Here is an 18,622-nt window from a genome sequence, read left to right on the forward strand (position 1 = left end):
GGTTATGCCTCAATCCCCTCGCCCTGTTTGGCCCCATTGCGACAGCCCCGCTCCGGCGGCGGTGGCGGGCGAGAAGGATGCCTGTGGTGTGGGCTTTCTGGCCAGCCTCAAGGGGGTTTCGAGCCACTGGTTGCTGCAGCAGGCCCTGCGCGGCCTCGATTGCATGGAGCATCGCGGTGGCTGCGGCGGCGACGGCGACTCGGGTGATGGCGCCGGGGTGCTGTGTGGCATCCCCTGGAGCTATCTGGAGGCGGTGTGGCCCGAAGCGGCGGCCGCCCAAGGCAGCTCCCGGGGCCTGGGCATGGTGTTCCTGCCGGCCGACGCCAGCAAGCGCGACCAGGCCAAGGCTTTCTGCGCCGAAGAGGCCACCAAGCTGGGGCTACGGAGCCTGGGTTGGCGCGCCGTCCCGCTGAACCCTGCGGTGTTGGGTCCCCTCGCCCTGGGGACCGCCCCCGCCATTGAGCAGTGGCTGGTGGCGGCTGATCTGGCCGGAGATGCCCTCGAATCCCTGCTGTTCCGTCTGCGGCGCCGCTGCGGCGACCGGGCTCGGGAAGCCTGGGGGCCCGGTCCTGGAGATCTCTATTTCGCCTCCCTGAGCAGCCGCACCGTTGTGTACAAGGGCATGGTGCGCTCGGAGGTGCTCTCCGCCTTCTATGGCGATCTGCGGGACGAGCGCTTTGCCGTGAGCTTCGCCGTTTACCACCGCCGGTTCAGCACCAACACCCTGCCCCGCTGGCCCCTGGCCCAGCCCATGCGGTTGCTGGGCCACAACGGCGAGATCAACACCCTGCTGGGCAACCTCAACTGGGCCCGGGCTTCCGAGGCCAATCTCGATGCGGTGTGGGGGGAGGCCGCCGCCGAGCTGAAGCCGGTGGTGAATGCTGCCTTCAGTGATTCGGCCAACCTCGACGCCACCCTGGAGCTGCTGGTGCGCAGCGGCCGGCCCATCACCGAGAGCCTGCTCACTCTTGTGCCCGAGGCCTTCCGCGACCAGCCCGAGCTGGTGGGCAAGCCGGAGATCCAGGCCTTCTACGAATATTCCGCCTGCACCCAGGAGCCCTGGGATGGCCCGGCCCTGCTGGTGTTCGCCGATGGCCGCAGCGTTGGGGCCACCCTGGATCGCAATGGCCTGCGCCCAGCCCGCTACTGCATCACCAGCGACGGCTATGTGGTGATGGGCAGCGAAACCGGCGTGGTGGAGCTCGAGGAGAGCCGCATCATCGAGAAGGGCCGCCTGGGCCCTGGCCAGATGCTGGCGGTGGACCTGGAGCAGGGCCGCCTGCTGCGTAACTGGGATGTGAAGCAGGAGGTGGCGGCCCGTCACCCCTATGGCGCCTGGTTGGCGGAGCATCGCCGCAGCCTGGCTCCCCAGCCCTGGACCCAGGAGCGCCAGCTGGGTGATCTGGAGCTGCTGCAGCAGCAGACGGCTTTTGGCTTCACGGCCGAAGACTTCGAGCTGGTGATCGAGGACATGGCCGGTGCGGCCAAGGAGCCCACCTACTGCATGGGCGACGACATTCCCCTGGCAGTGCTCTCCGATAAACCGCATCTGCTCTACGACTACTTCAAGCAGCGCTTCGCCCAGGTCACCAACCCGCCGATCGATCCGCTGCGCGAAAAGCTGGTGATGAGCCTGGAGATGCACCTGGGCAAGCGGGGGTCGCCCTTGAAGCCCGAGGCGGCTTCGGCGGCGGTGCTGCATCTGGCCAGCCCGATCCTCAACGAGGCGGAGCTGGCGGCGCTGGCCCAGCAGGGCCTGCCCACCCTCAAGCTCTCCACCCTGATGGCCATCACCGATGGGCCTGGGGGCCTGGCGGCTGCCGTGGAGCGCCTCAAGGCAGAGGCCGAGGCAGCCGTGCGCGCCGGCACCCAGATCCTGGTGCTCAGTGATCGCGGCGGTTCCAGCGGCGGCATTGCGGCCACCACCACCACCATCCCGCCGCTGTTGGCGGTTGGTGCGGTGCACCACCACCTGCTCAACCTGGGGCTGCGGCTGCAGGCGTCCTTGGTGGTGGACACGGCCCAGTGCTGGAGTACCCATCATCTGGCCTGCCTGATTGGCTACGGCGCCAGCGCCGTTTGCCCCTGGCTCACGTGGGAAACCACCCGCCACTGGCTGGCGCACCCCCGGGTGCAGAAACTGATTGAAACCGGCAAGTTGCCGGCCCTCACGCCCGATCAGGCCCAGGCCAACGTGCGCAAGGCCCTGGAAGACGGCCTGCGCAAGATCCTCTCCAAGATTGGGATCTCGCTACTGGCCAGCTACCACGGTGCCCAGATCTTCGAGGCCATCGGCCTCGGTGCCGACCTGATCGAGCTGGCCTTCAAGGGCACCACCAGTCGGGTGGCGGGCCTGAGCCTGGCTGAATTGGCCAGCGAAACCCTCAGCTTCCATGCCAAGGCCTTCCCCGAGTTGAACCGCACCAAGCTCGAATTCATGGGCTTTGTGCAGTACCGCACCGGCGGCGAGTACCACCTCAACAGCCCGGAGATGGCCAAGGCCCTGCACGCGGCGGTCAAGGCGGGCCCCGGCTACGACCACTTCTCCACCTACAAGACCCTGCTGGAAAACCGGCCGGTCACGGCCCTGCGCGACCTGCTGGAGCTCAAGCCCGCGCCGGCACCTCTGCCGATCGAGCAGGTGGAGAGCGTGGAGAGCATCTGCAGCCGTTTCTGCACCGGTGGCATGAGCCTGGGCGCCCTCTCGCGGGAGGCCCACGAGGTGTTGGCCATCGCCATGAACCGCATCGGCGGCAAGAGCAACAGCGGCGAGGGCGGCGAGGATCCGGCCCGCTTTGGGGTGCTCAGCGATGTGGACGATGACGGCCACTCCGCGACCCTGCCCAGCCTGAACGGCCTGCGCAACGGCGACACCGCCTGCTCGGCGATCAAGCAGATCGCCTCGGGCCGTTTCGGGGTGACCCCCGAGTATCTGCGCAGCGGCAAGCAGCTGGAGATCAAGGTGGCCCAGGGGGCCAAGCCCGGTGAGGGCGGCCAGCTGCCTGGCCCGAAGGTGGATCCCTACATCGCCTGGCTGCGCAACAGCAAGGCCGGTGTGGCGCTGATTTCACCGCCACCCCACCACGACATCTATTCCATCGAGGACCTGGCCCAGCTGATCCACGACCTGCACCAGGTGCATCCCGCCGCCAAGGTGAGCGTGAAGCTGGTGGCTGAGATCGGCATCGGCACCATCGCCGCCGGTGTGGCCAAGGCCAACGCCGATGTGATTCAGATCTCCGGCCACGACGGTGGCACCGGCGCCTCCCCCCTGAGCTCGATCAAGCACGCCGGCAGCCCGTGGGAGCTGGGCCTCACCGAGGTGCACCGCTCGCTGCTGGAGAACGGTCTGCGGGATCGGGTGTTGCTGCGGGCCGACGGCGGCCTCAAGACCGGCTGGGATGTGGTGATCGCCGCCCTGCTGGGTGCGGAGGAATACGGCTTTGGCTCGGTGGCGATGATCGCCGAGGGCTGCATCATGGCCCGGGTTTGCCACACCAATAACTGCCCGGTGGGCGTGGCCACCCAAAAGGAGAACCTGCGCAAGCGCTTCCCCGGCGTGCCCGAACACGTGGTGAATTTCTTCCTGTTCGTGGCGGAGGAGGTGCGCCAGCTGCTCAGCGTGCTGGGGGTGGCCCGTCTGGAGGATTTGATCGGCCGCAGTGAGTTCCTCCAGCCTCGGGCCGTGGCCCTGGCTAAAACCCAGGCCTTGGATCTCTCCTGCCTGATGGATCCGATTCCGCAGGCGGCTGATCGCCGTTGGCTGCAGCACGAGGCCCAGGCCCATGGCAATGGTCCAATCCTGGAAGATCAGCTGCTGGCTGATGCCGAGGTGATGGCCGCGATCGAAGGCCACGGCCGGGTGCGCCGCACCCTGGCGATCGTCAACACCGACCGCAGTGTGGGCGCCCGCCTCTCCGGCGAGATCGCAGCGCGCCACGGCAATAAGGGCTTCCAGGGTCAGCTCGACCTCACCCTGGAGGGCGCGGCCGGCCAGAGCTTCGGGGCCTTCGTGCTCCAGGGCATGAACGTGCGCCTTGTGGGTGAAGCCAACGACTACGTCGGCAAGGGCCTCAATGGGGGGCGCCTCACCGTGGTCCCCCCTGCCGGCGGCAACGACCCCGGCAGCCAGGTGATCCTCGGCAACACCTGTCTCTACGGCGCCACCGGCGGCGAGTTGTTTGCCCTGGGCCGGGCCGGGGAGCGCTTCGGCGTGCGCAACAGCGGCGCCCGCACCGTGGTGGAGGGTGCCGGCGACCACTGCTGCGAGTACATGACGGGTGGCGTGGTGGTGGTGCTGGGCAGCACCGGCCGCAACGTGGCCGCCGGCATGACCGGTGGCGTGGCCTTCATCCTCGATGAGAGCGGTGGTCTGCGGGAGCGGGTAAATCCCGAGATCGTGGCCATTTGCTCGCTCACCACCCCCGAGCAGGAGGCCCTGCTCAAGCCCCTGCTGCAGGCCCATCTCGACGCCACCGGCAGCGCCAAGGCCGCCGCGATCCTGGCCGACTGGAGCACCTGGAAGGCCCAGTTCAAGCTGCTGGTGCCCCCCAGCGAAAAGGCCACCGTGGGCCTGGCCGAGCGGGAGGCGGTGGTGGCTTGAGCACCACCCCTGCAGCAGCGGCTTAGCGGGGATGCTCCCGCATCAGCCGCTGCACCTCGCCGGCGTGGTAGCTGCTGCGGGTGAGCGGGCTGCTCACCACCTGCAAAAATCCCAGTTCCGTTTCGCCATGGGTCCGGAACGCCTCAAATTGCTCCGGGGTCACGAAGCGATCCACCGGCAGGTGCTTGGGACCGGGCGAGAGGTATTGGCCGATGGTGACGATGTCCACCCGGTGGCGCCGGAGATCGGCCATCACCTCGCGCACTTCCCCGTCGCTTTCCCCCAGACCGGCCATCAGCCCTGATTTGGTGTAGGCGCGTGGCCAACCTTCGCGCACCCGCTGCAGCAGCTCCAGCGAGCGCTGGTAGATCCCCTGGGGCCGCACCATCTTGTAGAGCCGTGGCACCGTTTCGATGTTGTGGTTGAGCACGTCGGGCGCCGCCTCCATCACCGTGGCCAAGGCCTGCCAATTGCCGCAGAAATCGGGGATCAGCAGCTCGATCGTGGTGAGGGGGGAGCGCTGGCGCACCTCGGCGATGCAGCTCACAAACTGGCTGGCGCCGCCATCGGCCAGGTCGTCGCGGTTCACCGACGTGATCACCACGTGGCTCAGGCCCAGCCGCGCCACGGCCTCCCCGAGCCGTTGGGGTTCCGTGGGGTCGAGCTCCCGCACGCTCTTGTCGAAGTCGATGTCGCAGTAGGGGCAGGCGCGGGTGCAGCCCGGCCCCATGATCAAAAAGGTGGCGGTGCCGCCGGCGAAGCACTCGCCGATGTTGGGGCAGCTGGCTTCCTGGCAGACGGTGTTGAGCTTGAGATCCTGCAGCAGGTCGGCCACCTCGCCGATCCGCTCCCGCTGGGGGGCCTTGACGCGCAGCCAGTCGGGTTTGAGCAAGGGGCCGGGGGGCCGTAGGGGCCAGGAGAAAGGCAGTTGGGAACTTTAGAAAGCGATCGGGATCCCAGCCTCAGGATGGCGGGCTGGGGGGCGGCGGCCATCCCCTAAAGTCGCCCCATCGGGATGTAGCGCAGCTTGGTAGCGCACTTCGTTCGGGACGAAGGGGCCGCAGGTTCGAATCCTGTCATCCCGATTTTTCTTTGCTTCAGCTCTGTTCAGCTGAGCTCGGCCCCCGGGTAGCCGCGTGGGGTCACCATGCGGCCGTCCTGGGCATAGCTGGTGCTGTTGCCCACCAGCACCAGGGTGAGCATGTCCACCTGCTCCACCGGCAGCTCCCCAAGGGTGTGCAGGCTCATCGACTCGTCGGCCCGGCCCAGTTGGCGGGCCACGGCCACCGGGGTCGCTGCCGGCCGGCCCTCCAGCAGCAGCTCCCGGGCCCGGGCCAGTTGCCAGTCCCGTCCCTGGGAGCGGGGGTTGTAGAGCGCCACCACGAAATCGCCTGCGGCGGCGGCCTGCAGTCGGCGCTCGATCACGGCCCAGGGGGTGAGGCGGTCGCTGAGGCTGATGGTGCAGAAATCGTGCATCAACGGGGCTCCGGCCCGGGCCGCGGCCAGTTGCAGGGCCGAGATCCCCGGATGCACGGTGAAGCTGGGGCGGCCATCCGCGGCTTGGGCCAGCCACAGTTCCAGGGCCAGCCCGGCCATGGCGTAGATGCCGCTGTCGCCTGAAGACACCAGGGCCACAGTCAGCCCCTGGCTGGCCAGTTCCAGGGCCAGGGCGCAGCGGGCCCGCTCTTCGGTGAGCTGGCCATCCCAGCGCAACTGATCGGGTCGCCGCAGGGGTTCGAGCAGGTCGAGGTAGAGCCCATAGCCCACCCACACTGTGGCTTCAGCCAGGGCCCGCCGGGCATCGCCCGTGAGCAGATCCAGGCTGCCTGGCCCACTGCCCACCAGGTGCAGCTGGCCGCGCTGGGGGGCCCATTGGCTCGCCGCCAGGGCGATGGCCAGGGTGGCGGCTCCCTGCTCACCGTTGCCGGCGCGCTCGATGCGTTTGGTCTGGAGGAGCTGTGCTCCGGGGCCGGCCGCCAACAGGGCCGAGGCTTCCGCCACGCTGGCGGTGCCCATCTCCTGGGCCACGGCCGTGGAGGGATTGGGCACGGGCACCTCGGCCAGCCGTGGTGCGTCAAACCAGCGCAGCGGCCAGTGCCGCTGCGCGGCCAGGGCCAGCAGGGCAGGTTCATCGGCCTTGCGGTCGATGCTGGCCAGCCCGGCCACCGCTTCGGGGGCGAGTTGGAGGTCCGCCAGGGTTTGGTCCACCACCCGCTCCAGCAGGCTGAGGCTGGTGTGGCGTTCGCAACCCAGCCCCAGCCAGAGGCTGGGGGGGTGCCAGCGGCAGCCATCCCCGCTGTGGATGTCCACCACCATGGCTGGGGTTGCCGTGGCGTTTGCTGGGGCCGCTTGCAGACCAGCAGCGGCGGGCAGGTCCAGCCAGCGCCGGCTGCCGTGGCGGGCCTCCACCAGGAGCGGTGCGGTGTCCCGGGCCGCCGCCTGCATCAGGCCACTCCAATCGCCCTGGCCGCGCCGCCAGCCCCAGGCCTGGCCAAAACTGTCGAGGTTCAGGCGGCCCATGGCGGCCGTGGCTCCAGTCAGCACGGCCTGGCCCCCGAGGCTGGCCGCGACGCGGTGACTGAGCTGTTCTGCGCCGGCGGCGTGTCCCCCCAGCAGGGGGATGGCAAACCGCCCCTCAGGGTCCACGACCACCACGGCCGGGTCCCTGTCCTTGTCGCTGAGCAGTGGGGCCATCAGGCGGGTCACCAGACCACAGGCCCCAACCACCACGAAGGCGCCGGCGGATGACCATTCGCGCCGCAGACAATCCCGCGGGGAGGGCTCGTCGTGCGGGCCCACCTGGCGATCCAGCAATCCGGCCTGCTGGAGCCGCGTCAGCACCGCCGTGCTCGCCGAGCTGAAGCCCAGCCCCCAGATGCCAGCCCGCTGACCTGCGGCTGGAGCAGTTGTAGGGAGTTGACTCACGCGCCCAGCTTCTGGCGCAGCCCGGCCAGGGGGCCGCTGGGGCGGGGCTTGAGCAATGAGCCGTCAGGATTCACCTGGTTTCGAGCAGATCCCTCCACACTGCTTGACGGCACGATCCGGTCGGGATTGGCCGTTGGGGCCGCCGGTTTGGTGTCTTCCGGGGTGGGGGTGGGCTCGAGAGCGGCGCTGGGCTCGGCAAGGGGTGTTGCGGCCGGTTCGAGGTCCGTCACGACATCCTCTTCCCTGGTCTCGAGGGTTTGTTCGATCGGGGCCGCGGCCGGGGGGATAAGAGTTTCAGGGGTTGACGCGGCCGTTGGCTCCGGATCCGTTGGCGGTTCGGGCAAGGGTTCGGCTTCCACGGTTGGGGCCACGGGGGGGACCTGCGGGGGTGCCTCGGGTTCGCTGGGCGGGGTGGGCGCAGCCTGCACCTCTGGCGGGGCCGTGCCCAAGAGCTGGGCCAGGTCGCTCGCACTGAGGCGACCCTGCTGCCAGACCGGCCCTGGGGCGCTGGGGTCGAGCACCACCTCGGCCACCAGGCTGTTGAAGGGAGGGTTCAGGGCGTCGCCGCGGCCATCCACCAGCTCGAACAGCAGGCTGTTGCTGCCCCTCTCCCAGCCCTTGAGCCAGAGGGGTGCGTTCTGATCCACCAGGAAGCTGTCGCCATTCACGGTGACCCGCAGACGCCAGCTGCCGTCGTTGTCCCGCAGGCCCTGCAGCGGGGCATCGAGCAACAGCCAATCCAGCAGCACCGGTTCCCGGGCCGCCTGGGATGGGGGGCTCACCACCAAGAGCTGGGGGGTGCCGGGCTGGGGAATGGCCAGGGGGTTGGCCGCAACCCGGTGCACCTGGATCTGGGCCGAGGCGCCTGGGCTTTTCACCGCCTCACCCCAGGGGCGGGCCGCATAGGCGGTGATTCTGTGGCTGCCAGGAGACAGGGCCGGCAGCTCCAGCTTGAGATCGGTCACGGCCAGGGGGGGCTGGTCGTCGACCTGCACCACCACGTGGGGTCCAAGGCCGAGGGGGCCAGCGTCCACCAGGGGCCAGTCACGCACCTGCAGTTGCAGGCCAACGGGGCCGCCCGGCAGTACGGCCCCATCCCGCGGCGTCAGGATCGACACCTGCGGGTTGTGGTCGGCCAGGCCCGCCTGAAGTTGTTGCACAGCAGCGGGCGGGGCCACTTCCTGCAAGCGCCCCGCTGGCCCTTCGGCCCTGAGGGGAGCTCCAGCCCCAGGTTGGGCTCGGGTCGGGGAGAGCCGATCGCAGCCGGCTGGGAGCACCAGCACGGCGACCAAAGCCAGATGCAGCAGGGCCAGGCGCAGCAGGGACGCGACCCGACTCCGCCAGTGGTCGTGCCGCCTGGGGCCGTCGCCGGGAAGGGCGGGATGGGTTGCGCTGCCTGCGCCCACGCTGGGTTGCTCAGCTGTTTCTCAGGGCATTCTGCTGGCCCGGGCCACCCCGGGAATCCGAAGCCCCGCCGCCGCCAGCACGGAGTGGCTCGCTCGACAACTTTGGCTGGTTAAGTAATAACGAGAGGGGTAAAAAATGCCCGATCTCAATGATTCTTTCTGTTCTGTAAAGCCCAGTGCTGGCCTGGGAAGCGCCGGGATTGAACCTTTGTAACTGCAGCCCAAAAGTCCTCGGAAGCGGCCTCTATACTTCCGCCAGCGGTCCCCTATCTGGGGCCCCAAGCTCCAGTTGTGGCAAGCGGTTTCACGGTTTCGTGGACTTCTTTCCCGCTGGTGCCCATGGGCGGTTCGGACGCTTCGGCGTCCGGCTCCCATGGGGCCCACTGGTAGGCCCTCCGGCCTGCCTCAGGGGTGGACCCACCACCTCGACCCCGTCCCTCGAGGAACGTCTCGATGACCATCAGCCCACCAGAGCGTGGGGAAAAGGCGAAGGCCATGGTCGACCGGAACCCCGTTCCGGCCACCTTCGAACTGTTCGGCAAGCCCGGCCATTTCGATCGCAGCCTTGCCAAGGGTCCCAAAACCACCACCTGGGTTTGGAACCTCCACGCCAATGCTCACGACTTCGACAGCCACACGAGTGACCTCGAAGAGGTCTCTCGCAAGATCTTTTCGGCTCACTTCGGCCACCTGGCCGTCATCTTTATCTGGCTGAGCGGCGCCTTCTTCCATGGAGCGCGCTTCTCCAACTACACCGGTTGGTTGACCGATCCCCTGCACGTCAAGCCTTCGGCGCAGGTGGTTTGGCCGATTTTTGGCCAGGAAATCCTCAATGGCGATGTGGGTGCCGGCTTCCACGGCATTCAGATCACCTCCGGTCTCTTCCACGTGTGGAGGGCCTGGGGCATCACCAACGAAACCCAGCTGCTGGCCCTGGCCATCGGCGCCCTGGTGATGGCCGGCCTGATGCTCAATGCGGGCGTCTTCCACTACCACAAGGCAGCCCCCAAGCTCGAGTGGTTCCAGAACGTTGAGTCGATGCTCAACCACCATCTGGCCGGTCTGCTTGGTCTGGGCTCCCTCTCCTGGACAGGACACCTTCTGCACGTGTCCCTGCCCACCAACGCGCTGATGGAGGCCATCGACGCCGGCAAGCCGCTGGCGCTCAACGGCAAGACCATCGCCACTTACGCCGACATCCCCCTGCCCCACGAGTTCCTGAATCAGGACGTGATTGCCCAGCTGTTCCCCGGTTTCGGGGCGGGCATCTCAGCCTTCTTCACGGGCAACTGGGCGGCCTACAGCGATTTCCTCACCTTCAAGGGTGGGCTGAATCCCGTGACCGGCAGCCTCTGGATGACCGACATCGCCCATCACCATCTGGCGATTGCGGTGCTGTTCATCGTGGCCGGCCACATGTACCGCACCAACTGGGGCATCGGCCACAGCATCAAGGAGATCCTCGAGGGTCAGAAGGGTGATCCCCTGCTGTTCCCCGCTCCCAACGGTCATGACGGACTCTTCGAGTTCATGACCACCAGCTGGCACGCCCAACTGGCTGTAAACCTGGCTCTGCTGGGTTCGCTGACCATCATCGTGGCCCAGCACATGTATGCGATGCCTCCGTATCCCTACATCGGCATCGACTACCCCACCCAGCTGTCGATCTTCACCCACCACACCTGGATCGGTGGCTTCTTGATCGTCGGTGCCGGCGCCCACGCCGCCATCGCGATGATCCGCGACTACGACCCCGCCAAGCATGTGGACAACGTGCTTGACCGGGTGCTCAAGGCCCGCGATGCCCTGATCAGCCACCTCAACTGGGTGTGCATCTGGCTGGGCTTCCACAGCTTCGGCCTCTACATCCACAACGACACCATGCGTGCCCTGGGTCGCCCCCAGGACATGTTCAGCGACTCCGCCATTGCCCTGAAGCCCGTCTTCGCGCAGTGGATTCAGGGTCTCCACGCCGCCGCCGCCGGCAGCACCGCCCCCAACGCCCTTGCCGGCGTGAGTGAGGTGTTCAATGGCGCTGTGGTGGCCGTGGGAGGGAAGGTGGCTGCCGGTCCGATCCCCCTGGGAACGGCCGACTTCATGGTCCACCACATCCACGCCTTCACGATCCACGTCACCGTGCTGATCCTGCTGAAGGGTGTGCTGTATGCACGGAGCTCCCGCCTCGTTCCTGACAAGGCGAACCTGGGCTTCCGTTTCCCCTGCGACGGCCCCGGCCGTGGCGGCACCTGCCAGGTGTCGGCTTGGGACCACGTGTTCCTCGGCCTGTTCTGGATGTACAACTCCCTGTCGATCGTCATCTTCCACTTCTCCTGGAAGATGCAGAGCGACGTGTGGGGCACCGTCAACGCTGACGGCAGTGTCCAGCACATCACCAACGGCAACTTCGCCCAAAGCGCCATCACCATCAATGGTTGGCTGCGGGACTTCCTCTGGGCCCAGGCCGCACAGGTGATCAACAGCTACGGCTCGAGCTCCAGTGCTTACGGTCTGATGTTCCTGGGAGCCCACTTCATCTGGGCCTTCAGCCTGATGTTCCTGTTCAGCGGCCGCGGCTACTGGCAGGAGCTGATCGAGTCCATCGTCTGGGCTCACAACAAGCTGAGGGTTGCCCCCGCCATCCAACCGCGGGCGCTCTCCATCACCCAGGGCCGTGCCGTCGGTGTCGCTCACTATCTGTTGGGCGGTATCGCAACGACCTGGTCCTTCTTCCTGGCCCGCATCATTGCGGTCGGCTGACCTTTCCTGACCTTTCCCAATGGCAACGAAATTTCCTTCGTTCAGCCAGGGTCTGGCACAGGACCCGACAACCCGCCGTATTTGGTACGGCATTGCCACGGCTCACGATTTCGAGAGCCACGACGGCATGACCGAGGAGCGGCTTTACCAAAAGCTGTTCTCCACCCATTTCGGTCACCTGGCCATCATTGGCCTCTGGGTTTCGGGCAACCTGTTCCATATCGCCTGGCAGGGCAACTTTGAGCAGTGGGTCGCCGATCCTCTGCACGTCCGTCCCATCGCTCACGCGATCTGGGATCCCCACTTCGGCCAGGGCGCCATTGCCGCCTTCACCCAGGCGGGCGCCTCCTCTCCGGTGAACATTGCCTATTCCGGTCTGTACCACTGGTGGTACACGATCGGCATGCGCACCAACGCCGAGCTCTACCAGGGTTCCATCTTCATGATGATCCTGTCGGCTTGGGCCCTGTTCGCCGGCTGGCTCCATCTGCAGCCCAAGTTCCGGCCTTCCCTGGCCTGGTTCAAGAACGCTGAATCCCGCCTCAACCACCACCTGGCGGTTCTGTTCGGTTTCAGCTCCATCGCCTGGACCGGCCACCTGGTTCACGTGGCCATCCCTGAGGCCCGTGGTCAGCACGTGGGTTGGGACAACTTCCTCTCCGTGCTGCCGCATCCCGCCGGTCTGGCTCCGTTCTTCACCGGCAACTGGGGCGTGTATGCCCAGAATCCCGACACTGTGTATCAACAGTTCGGCACGGCTGAGGGCTCAGGCACCGCGATCCTCACCTTCCTCGGCGGGTTCCACCCGCAAACGGAAGCCCTGTGGCTCACGGATATTGCCCACCACCACCTGGCAATTGGTTGCATCTTCGTGATCGCTGGCCACATGTACCGGACCAACTTCGGTATCGGCCATTCGATTCGCGAGATCCTCGAGGCCCACAACCCTCCTAAGGGCACCCCTGGTGATCTCGGGGCCGGCCACAAGGGTCTCTACGACACGATCAACAACTCGCTGCACTTCCAGCTCGGTCTGGCCCTGGCAGCTCTGGGTGTGGTCACCAGCCTGGTGGCCCAGCACATGTATGCGATGCCCTCCTACGCCTTTATCGCGAAGGACTACACAACGCAGGCTGCGCTTTACACCCACCACCAGTACATCGCCATCTTCCTGATGTGCGGTGCGTTCGCCCACGGTGCGATCTTCTTCATCCGCGACTACGACCCGGAAGCCAACAAGGACAACGTGTTGGCCCGGATGCTTGAGCACAAGGAAGCCCTGATCAGCCACCTGAGCTGGGTCTCCCTGTTCCTCGGTTTCCACACCCTGGGTCTCTACGTCCACAACGACGTCGTCGTGGCCTTCGGTACCCCCGAGAAGCAGATCCTGGTGGAGCCCGTCTTTGCCCAATTCGTCCAAGCCGCTTCCGGCAAGGCGATGTACGGCATGGATGTGCTGCTTTCCAACTCTGCGAGCGCCGCCAGCACAACCAGTGCGGTCTATCTGCCCGGCTGGATTGATGCCATCAATGGTGGTAACGACCTGTTCCTGCCCATTGGTCCTGGCGACTTCCTCGTGCACCACGCCATTGCGCTGGGTCTGCACACCACCACCCTGATCCTGGTGAAGGGTGCCCTGGATGCCCGGGGTTCCAAGCTGATGCCCGATAAAAAGGACTTCGGCTATTCCTTCCCCTGCGACGGCCCTGGCCGTGGCGGCACCTGCGACATCAGTGCCTGGGACGCCTTCTATCTGGCAGTCTTCTGGGCCCTGAACACCGTGGGCTGGCTCACCTTCTACTGGCACTGGAAGCACCTCGCCATCTGGCAGGGCAACGTGGCCCAGTTCAACGAATCCAGCACCTATCTGATGGGTTGGTTCCGCGACTACCTGTGGCTCAACTCCTCCCAGCTGATCAACGGTTACAACCCGTTTGGCAGCAACAACCTGGCCGTCTGGTCCTGGATGTTCCTGTTCGGTCACCTGGTGTGGGCCACCGGCTTCATGTTCCTGATCTCCTGGCGCGGTTACTGGCAGGAACTGATCGAGACCATCGTCTGGGCGCATCAGCGCACTCCGCTTGCCAACCTGGTGGGCTGGCGTGACAAGCCTGTGGCGCTCTCGATCGTTCAGGCCCGTGTGGTGGGCCTCGCCCACTTCACGATCGGCTACATCCTCACGTATGCAGCCTTCCTGATCGCTTCCACTTCGGGCAAGTTCGGCTGATCCCAGCTCCCTTGCCCTCTCTTTGAGGGACGACCCAACCCCGGCCTAGGCCGGGGTTTTTTTATGGCAGATCTTCCCAATCGACATCGACACGGCCCTTAGCCAGCCATCCCTTAACGGCTGCTCGCTGCCGGGTAATTCCGTTCGACATACGCCTGCTCTTCGCAGCGCAGTTCGTTGCCATCGGTTTGGGCCCGTTCGCCGTGGAGGCAGGCCACGGTGGATTGGTGTCCTTCACTCCAGCCGCGCCGGAGGGCCGTGGCGGCAGCTTTGGCTTCGGCCGCCTTGCGTTCTTGTGTGGCCGCTCGCTGGGCCTGCTGCTGGCTTGTATTGGGGAGTTGGGCGTCAGGCACGGAAGTCACGGCCCTGGGCTTGGCGGCTTCCCTGCCGCAGGCTGTGAGCAACAGGGCTGCACACAAGAAGGGTGTGCCCAGCCAGGCCGGGTTCACCCAGCGGTTAGGGAAGGGAGCTCGGCCGTTGGGGCGAGGTCTGTGACGGCTGGAACGGACCATGGCGTGCTGAGGCGTTTCCTTCCATTGTTGGCCCGATTCGAGCGGTGCCACAGGGCTGCACTTGGGCAGCGATGTCCCATCAAAAAAGCCCCGCCTGAGCGGGGCTTTAGGTGCCAGGTGGCCGATGCGTTCAGCTGACGCTCCAGACCCCACCGGCGATGTTGACCAGGGGAGAAACAATCGCCGTTCCGGCGAGGAACCAGGCAAAGGCAGCACCGCCACAGCCTCCGAGCCAGAAGCCACTCGCAAATTCAGCCCAGCCAGCCTTGGTGAAGAGGTCTGCGGGTGGATTGTCGATGGTGGCATCCGTGGGCTGAATGTTCGGCCCATTGCCAGCGGTGCCGTAGATCGACAGGCACACGGTGAGGATCGACACCAGGCCGATGGTGGCCAGCAGGCCCGCGGTGCTGGCGTATTCGGTGAGCCGCAGGGGGCCGCAGATGGTGAAGGGTCCGTAGAGGAAGAAGCCATGGGCCATGCCCACTTCCAGGCCGCGCCGATTGGGCGAAAGGGACGGACGGTAGGCCGGCAGGGCATTCAGAAAAGCCCGGCTGAAATAGCTGCTGTTGACGGGGGTGGCCAGATTGCCGACGCAGGGGTCGGCCACGGGGGTCACGGTCATGGTGGCGGGGAAGGTGCGGTGAGGAAGGACAACGGCTCCGGAGAGAGCTCAATCGCGCGCTTCGATCACGTTGAAGAGCAGGGCCATGGCCACGGCTGGGCCGAGGATTCCCACCAGGGGTACAAACACTGAGGGCAACCAGGCGGCAGCGAATTCTCCAGTCATGGCGCGGGCCAATAGCAACCTTCGGTACTGTAAGGAGCTGCCCCAAGCCAGCCCCAACGGCCTTCCTGGGGCGACATAAAAGTTCAATCCATGCATCCTTCTTTGCTTGCTGGTTCGGCGGCCGTTTTGGTGGCCCTGTATTGGGTTCTGGCCCGCCGACGCCCCTCCGTGGCAGCGACCATCGACACCCAGGCGATCGCGGCCCTGAATCGCGCTCAGATCGCCCTCATGGCTCCTGCCCCGGCGGCCAGTGGGCCTTCGCTCCAGCCGCTGCCCAGCCCGGATGGACTGTTGCCCCTGCCTGCCACGGCCCGGGAACGGGCTGCTTTTCGGCAGCGCCTTGCTGAGCAGTTGGGGGGAGATAGTCCCCAGCGCCTGGCGGCCATCGAGGCGGCCCGGCGCTGGGGAGGCCGTCAGACCCTGCCCTTGCTCTATCGCGGCCTGCGGGATGTGGATCCGGCCGTGGTGTTCGCTGCAGCCCAGGCCATGGAGCGCTTCCGGGGACGCAGCACTGCGCGGCCTCCGCTCACTCAGGCGCTGCCGCGCAATGTGTCGCGCACCCGATAGATCGGGCGCCCCTGGCTTTCGTGGTAGGTGCGCATCTGCAGCTCCGCCAGCAGGCCAAAGCAGAACAGCTGCACCCCCGTCAGAAAACTGAGCAGGGCCATCAGCAGCAGGGGGCGATCGCCGATGTCACTGCCCAGTAAGAGCTTTTCGCCGACGAGCCAGAGGCCGACCATGACGCCCAAGCCCATGGCCGCCAGCCCCCCGAAACCGAACACGTGCATCGGCCGGGTGAGAAAGCGCTTCATGAACCACACGGTCAGCAGGTCCATCAGCACCCGGAAGGTGCGATCCAGGCCGTACTTGCTTTGGCCAAAACGCCGGGGGTGGTGGTTCACCTTCACTTCGCTGATCCGCGCCCCTTCGATGAAGGCCAGGGCTGGCAGGAAGCGGTGCAGTTCGCCGTAGAGGTTCAGGTCACTCACCACCTCCCGGCGGTAGGCCTTGAGGGAACAGCCGTAGTCGTGCAGCCGAACGCCGGTGACCCGGGCGATCAGGCGATTGGCGATCCGGCTCGGCAGGAGCCGTTGCAAAGCAGCATCCTGGCGCTGGTGACGCCAGCCACTCACCAGGTCGTAGCCCTGGTTGAGCTCGGCCAATAGCAGGGGTATGTCGGCCGGATCGTTCTGCAGGTCCCCATCGAGGGTGACGATCACGGCCCCGCGGCTGGCATCGAAACCCGCCGCCATGGCAGCGCTCTGGCCGTAGTTGCGCCGCAGCAGCACCGCCACCAGCTCGGGCACGGTGGCCGCCAGGGCGCTGAGCACGTTGGCGGTGCCGTCCTTGGAGCCGTCATCCACCAGCACCAGTTCGAAGGGCAGGTTGAGCACCCGCATGGCGGCCAGCAGTTGGTCCACCAGCTGGGGCAGGCTCTCCTCCTCGTTGTAGAGGGGCACCACCACGGAGAGTTCCGGCACGGGCTGGCTCATCTCCAGGCTGTTTCTGGCGGTGACCCTAAGCGGGCAGCGGGCTGCCGTCATGGCTGTGCATCACCCGCCCGGCGCCGCGCAGTTCCAGCCGGTAGTGGCGGGCCACCGGATCGGGATTGTGGGGCGCAAGGGTGTCGAGGCCAATGCCGTTGCGGCCGTGGGCGCTGCCGGAGCTGTGCAGATAGGTTCCGGCCCCCAGGTGCAAACCCACATGGGTGCAGCGCCGGGGAGGGCCGAAGAAGATCAGGTCGCCGGGGGCCAGCAGCTGGGTGTGGCCGGGTTGCACCGCCACAGGCTGGCAGAAGCGTTCCTGCAGGTAGGCATCGCGGGGAATCCAGATGCCAGCGCTGGCAAAGGCCCGCTGGATCAGGCCAGAGCAGTCGTAATTGGGCCCCAGGCTGCCGCCCCAGAGGTAGGTGTTGGGTTGATCGTGGGCGGCCTTGGCAAAGGTCAGCACCTGGGGCAGCCGCTGGGCGATGGCGCGACGTGTCACGGCTGGTGCCAGGGGGCGCGCACTGGCCACCGCCCGTCCCAGCAGCGCCGCCGGGTCCATCCAGCCGGGGTAGCCATCCTCCAGCAGCCGCACCCGCAGCCGTTGGCCGGGCATGGCTTCCTGCCCGGAGGACAAAATCTGCAGGTGTCGGCCGGCCCAGGCCTGGGTGGCCAGTCCGGCACCCTGGGGCTGGCTGTGCAGGTTGACCGGACCGCTGAGGCGCCAGATCGTGCCGGCCCTCAGCCATTCGGGGGCCGCGGGGGTGCCGCTGGCCAGGTGGAGCGGGTCGATGGTGCCTAATGTCGCCACAACGGTTGCCGGCGGTGATGGCGTTCTACAGCCCAGATCCGGCCATGGGCCAGATCCTGGCCGACCTGGTGCGCGCCCTGGAGCTCGAAGGGCGGCCTGGACTGGCCCAGCAGCTCTCGATCACCTGGGTGCGTTACGACCAGTCCCTGGTCGGCCGTGCTGCCGATCGGGCCCCGGACCAGTTCTGGGCGCTGCCGGTGCAGGGGGCGAGCTGGGCCGGCGAGCGGTTGCGCTATCCCGCCAGCGTGGTGAAGTTGGTGTATCTGGTGGCGGCCGAGGCCTGGCGCCAGGCCGACCTGCTGGAGGAGACGCCGGAGCTGCGGCGCGCGCTGGCCGACATGATCCGCGATTCCAGCAATGACGCCACGGGGCTGGTGCTGGATCTGCTGAGCGGCACCACCAGCGGTCCGGCCTTGCCTGCGGAGCGGATGGCCTCCTGGGTGGAGCAGCGTCAAGTGGTGAACCGCTGGCTGGCGGAGCTCGGCTGGCCGGAGCTCGAGGGCTGCAATGCCTGTCAGAAAACCTGGGGGGATGGCCCCTACGGCCGTGAACGGGAGTTTTATGGCGCCCAGCTGGAGAACCGCAATCGCCTGAGCACCGATGCCGTCGCCCGTCTGCTGCAGGGGGTGATGGCGTCGGCCCTGGTCTCTCCTCCAGCCGGAGCACGGATGCGCGCGGTGCTGTCCCGCAGCCTGGATCCGGCCCAACGGGCCGCCGATCCGGAGAACCAGGTGGATGGGTTCATCGGCGAAGGGCTGCCGGCCGGCAGCCGGCTCTGGAGCAAGGCCGGCTGGATGAGCCAGGCGCGCCACGATGCGGCCTACGTGGAAGGGGCCGGCGGGGCGTCGCCGTTCCTGTTGGTGATTTTCACTGAAGGGCAGGCTTGCGCCCGGGATACCCAACTGCTGCCCGAATTGGCCTCCCGGTTGGCCGAGGTCTGCGGCCATGCAGCTGAAGGGGGGCGCGGGTGAGCCCTCCTTCAGCCTGTCAACCGGGTTCAAACGGAGAGGGAGGGATTCGAACCCTCGACAGATGTTGCCACCTGTAACTCCTTAGCAGGGAGCCGCTTTCAACCACTCAGCCACCTCTCCAGGGGGCCCGATGAGCTTA

At 66.8% G+C, this 18,622-nt stretch carries 13 protein-coding genes and 2 tRNA genes; 6 read left to right on the forward strand and 9 right to left on the reverse strand.

The window, feature by feature from the left end:
• The first annotated feature begins 4 nt into the window (after window positions 1–4).
• Entirely contained in the window at window positions 5–4,603 is a 4,599-nt protein-coding gene (locus H6G16_RS02550; RefSeq protein WP_190388768.1) for a glutamate synthase-related protein, read from the forward strand.
• Window positions 4,604–4,625: 22 nt separating this feature from the next.
• Here the strand turns inward: H6G16_RS02550 and lipA are convergent, their stop codons facing one another.
• The gene (gene lipA / locus H6G16_RS02555; protein ID WP_190388769.1) at window positions 4,626–5,495 is read right to left on the reverse strand and encodes a lipoyl synthase; all 870 of its coding nucleotides are present in this window, start codon (window positions 5,493–5,495) and stop codon (window positions 4,626–4,628) included.
• A gap of 119 nt (window positions 5,496–5,614) precedes the next feature.
• Between lipA and H6G16_RS02560 the strand changes: the two genes are divergently transcribed.
• Window positions 5,615–5,688, forward strand: a tRNA-Pro gene (locus tag H6G16_RS02560).
• Between the two features lie 22 nt (window positions 5,689–5,710).
• Here H6G16_RS02560 and cobJ read toward each other — a convergent pair.
• Window positions 5,711–7,528 carry a precorrin-3B C(17)-methyltransferase gene (gene cobJ / locus H6G16_RS02565; protein WP_347238763.1) on the reverse strand — a complete coding sequence of 606 codons (1,818 nt, stop codon included), beginning with the start codon at window positions 7,526–7,528 and terminating at the stop codon, window positions 5,711–5,713.
• Complete coding sequence (locus H6G16_RS02570) at window positions 7,525–8,934, reverse strand: hypothetical protein (RefSeq protein ID WP_347238764.1); 1,410 nt, start codon at window positions 8,932–8,934, stop codon at window positions 7,525–7,527. Before H6G16_RS02570 ends, cobJ begins: the two co-directional genes overlap by 4 nt.
• Window positions 8,935–9,387: 453 nt before the next feature.
• Between H6G16_RS02570 and psaA the strand changes: the two genes are divergently transcribed.
• Window positions 9,388–11,691: a photosystem I core protein PsaA gene (gene psaA, locus H6G16_RS02575; RefSeq protein WP_190388770.1), complete on the forward strand. Its 2,304-nt coding sequence runs from the start codon at window positions 9,388–9,390 to the stop codon at window positions 11,689–11,691.
• A gap of 19 nt (window positions 11,692–11,710) precedes the next feature.
• Complete coding sequence (gene psaB, locus H6G16_RS02580) at window positions 11,711–13,918, forward strand: photosystem I core protein PsaB (protein WP_190388771.1); 2,208 nt, start codon at window positions 11,711–11,713, stop codon at window positions 13,916–13,918.
• Window positions 13,919–14,031: 113 nt separating this feature from the next.
• On the opposite strand, the gene H6G16_RS02585 is transcribed toward psaB, so the two are convergent.
• From H6G16_RS02585 to H6G16_RS02595, 3 genes are all read right to left on the reverse strand, one after another.
• On the reverse strand, window positions 14,032–14,280 hold the full coding sequence (locus H6G16_RS02585) for a hypothetical protein (RefSeq protein WP_190388772.1): 249 nt from the start codon (window positions 14,278–14,280) through the stop codon (window positions 14,032–14,034).
• 280 nt (window positions 14,281–14,560) lie between these two features.
• Window positions 14,561–15,052, reverse strand: a complete 492-nt coding sequence (locus tag H6G16_RS02590; protein ID WP_190388773.1) for a photosystem I reaction center subunit XI — start codon at window positions 15,050–15,052, stop codon at window positions 14,561–14,563.
• Window positions 15,053–15,100: 48 nt separating this feature from the next.
• Window positions 15,101–15,217 carry a photosystem I reaction center subunit VIII gene (locus H6G16_RS02595; protein ID WP_190388774.1) on the reverse strand — a complete coding sequence of 39 codons (117 nt, stop codon included), beginning with the start codon at window positions 15,215–15,217 and terminating at the stop codon, window positions 15,101–15,103.
• A 90-nt stretch (window positions 15,218–15,307) separates the two neighbouring features.
• On the opposite strand from H6G16_RS02595, the gene H6G16_RS02600 reads away from it, so the two are divergent.
• Window positions 15,308–15,784 carry a HEAT repeat domain-containing protein gene (locus tag H6G16_RS02600; protein WP_190388775.1) on the forward strand — a complete coding sequence of 159 codons (477 nt, stop codon included), beginning with the start codon at window positions 15,308–15,310 and terminating at the stop codon, window positions 15,782–15,784.
• Here H6G16_RS02600 and H6G16_RS02605 read toward each other — a convergent pair.
• Together H6G16_RS02605 and H6G16_RS02610 are read right to left on the reverse strand one after the other, a co-directional pair.
• The gene (locus tag H6G16_RS02605) at window positions 15,748–16,710 is read right to left on the reverse strand and encodes a glycosyltransferase family 2 protein (RefSeq protein WP_190388776.1); all 963 of its coding nucleotides are present in this window, start codon (window positions 16,708–16,710) and stop codon (window positions 15,748–15,750) included. The genes H6G16_RS02600 and H6G16_RS02605 overlap by 37 nt on opposite strands.
• Window positions 16,711–16,735: 25 nt before the next feature.
• Entirely contained in the window at window positions 16,736–17,512 is a 777-nt protein-coding gene (locus H6G16_RS02610; RefSeq protein ID WP_347238765.1) for a C40 family peptidase, read from the reverse strand.
• A 17-nt stretch (window positions 17,513–17,529) separates the two neighbouring features.
• On the opposite strand from H6G16_RS02610, the gene H6G16_RS02615 reads away from it, so the two are divergent.
• Window positions 17,530–18,483: a serine hydrolase gene (locus H6G16_RS02615; RefSeq protein ID WP_190388777.1), complete on the forward strand. Its 954-nt coding sequence runs from the start codon at window positions 17,530–17,532 to the stop codon at window positions 18,481–18,483.
• 31 nt (window positions 18,484–18,514) lie between these two features.
• Here the strand turns inward: H6G16_RS02615 and H6G16_RS02620 are convergent.
• Window positions 18,515–18,603: transfer RNA gene (locus tag H6G16_RS02620), tRNA-Ser, on the reverse strand.
• Window positions 18,604–18,622: the final 19 nt, after the last annotated feature.

The organism is Cyanobium sp. FACHB-13342, assembly GCF_014697415.1.
Classification (GTDB): domain Bacteria; phylum Cyanobacteriota; class Cyanobacteriia; order PCC-6307; family Cyanobiaceae; genus Cyanobium_A.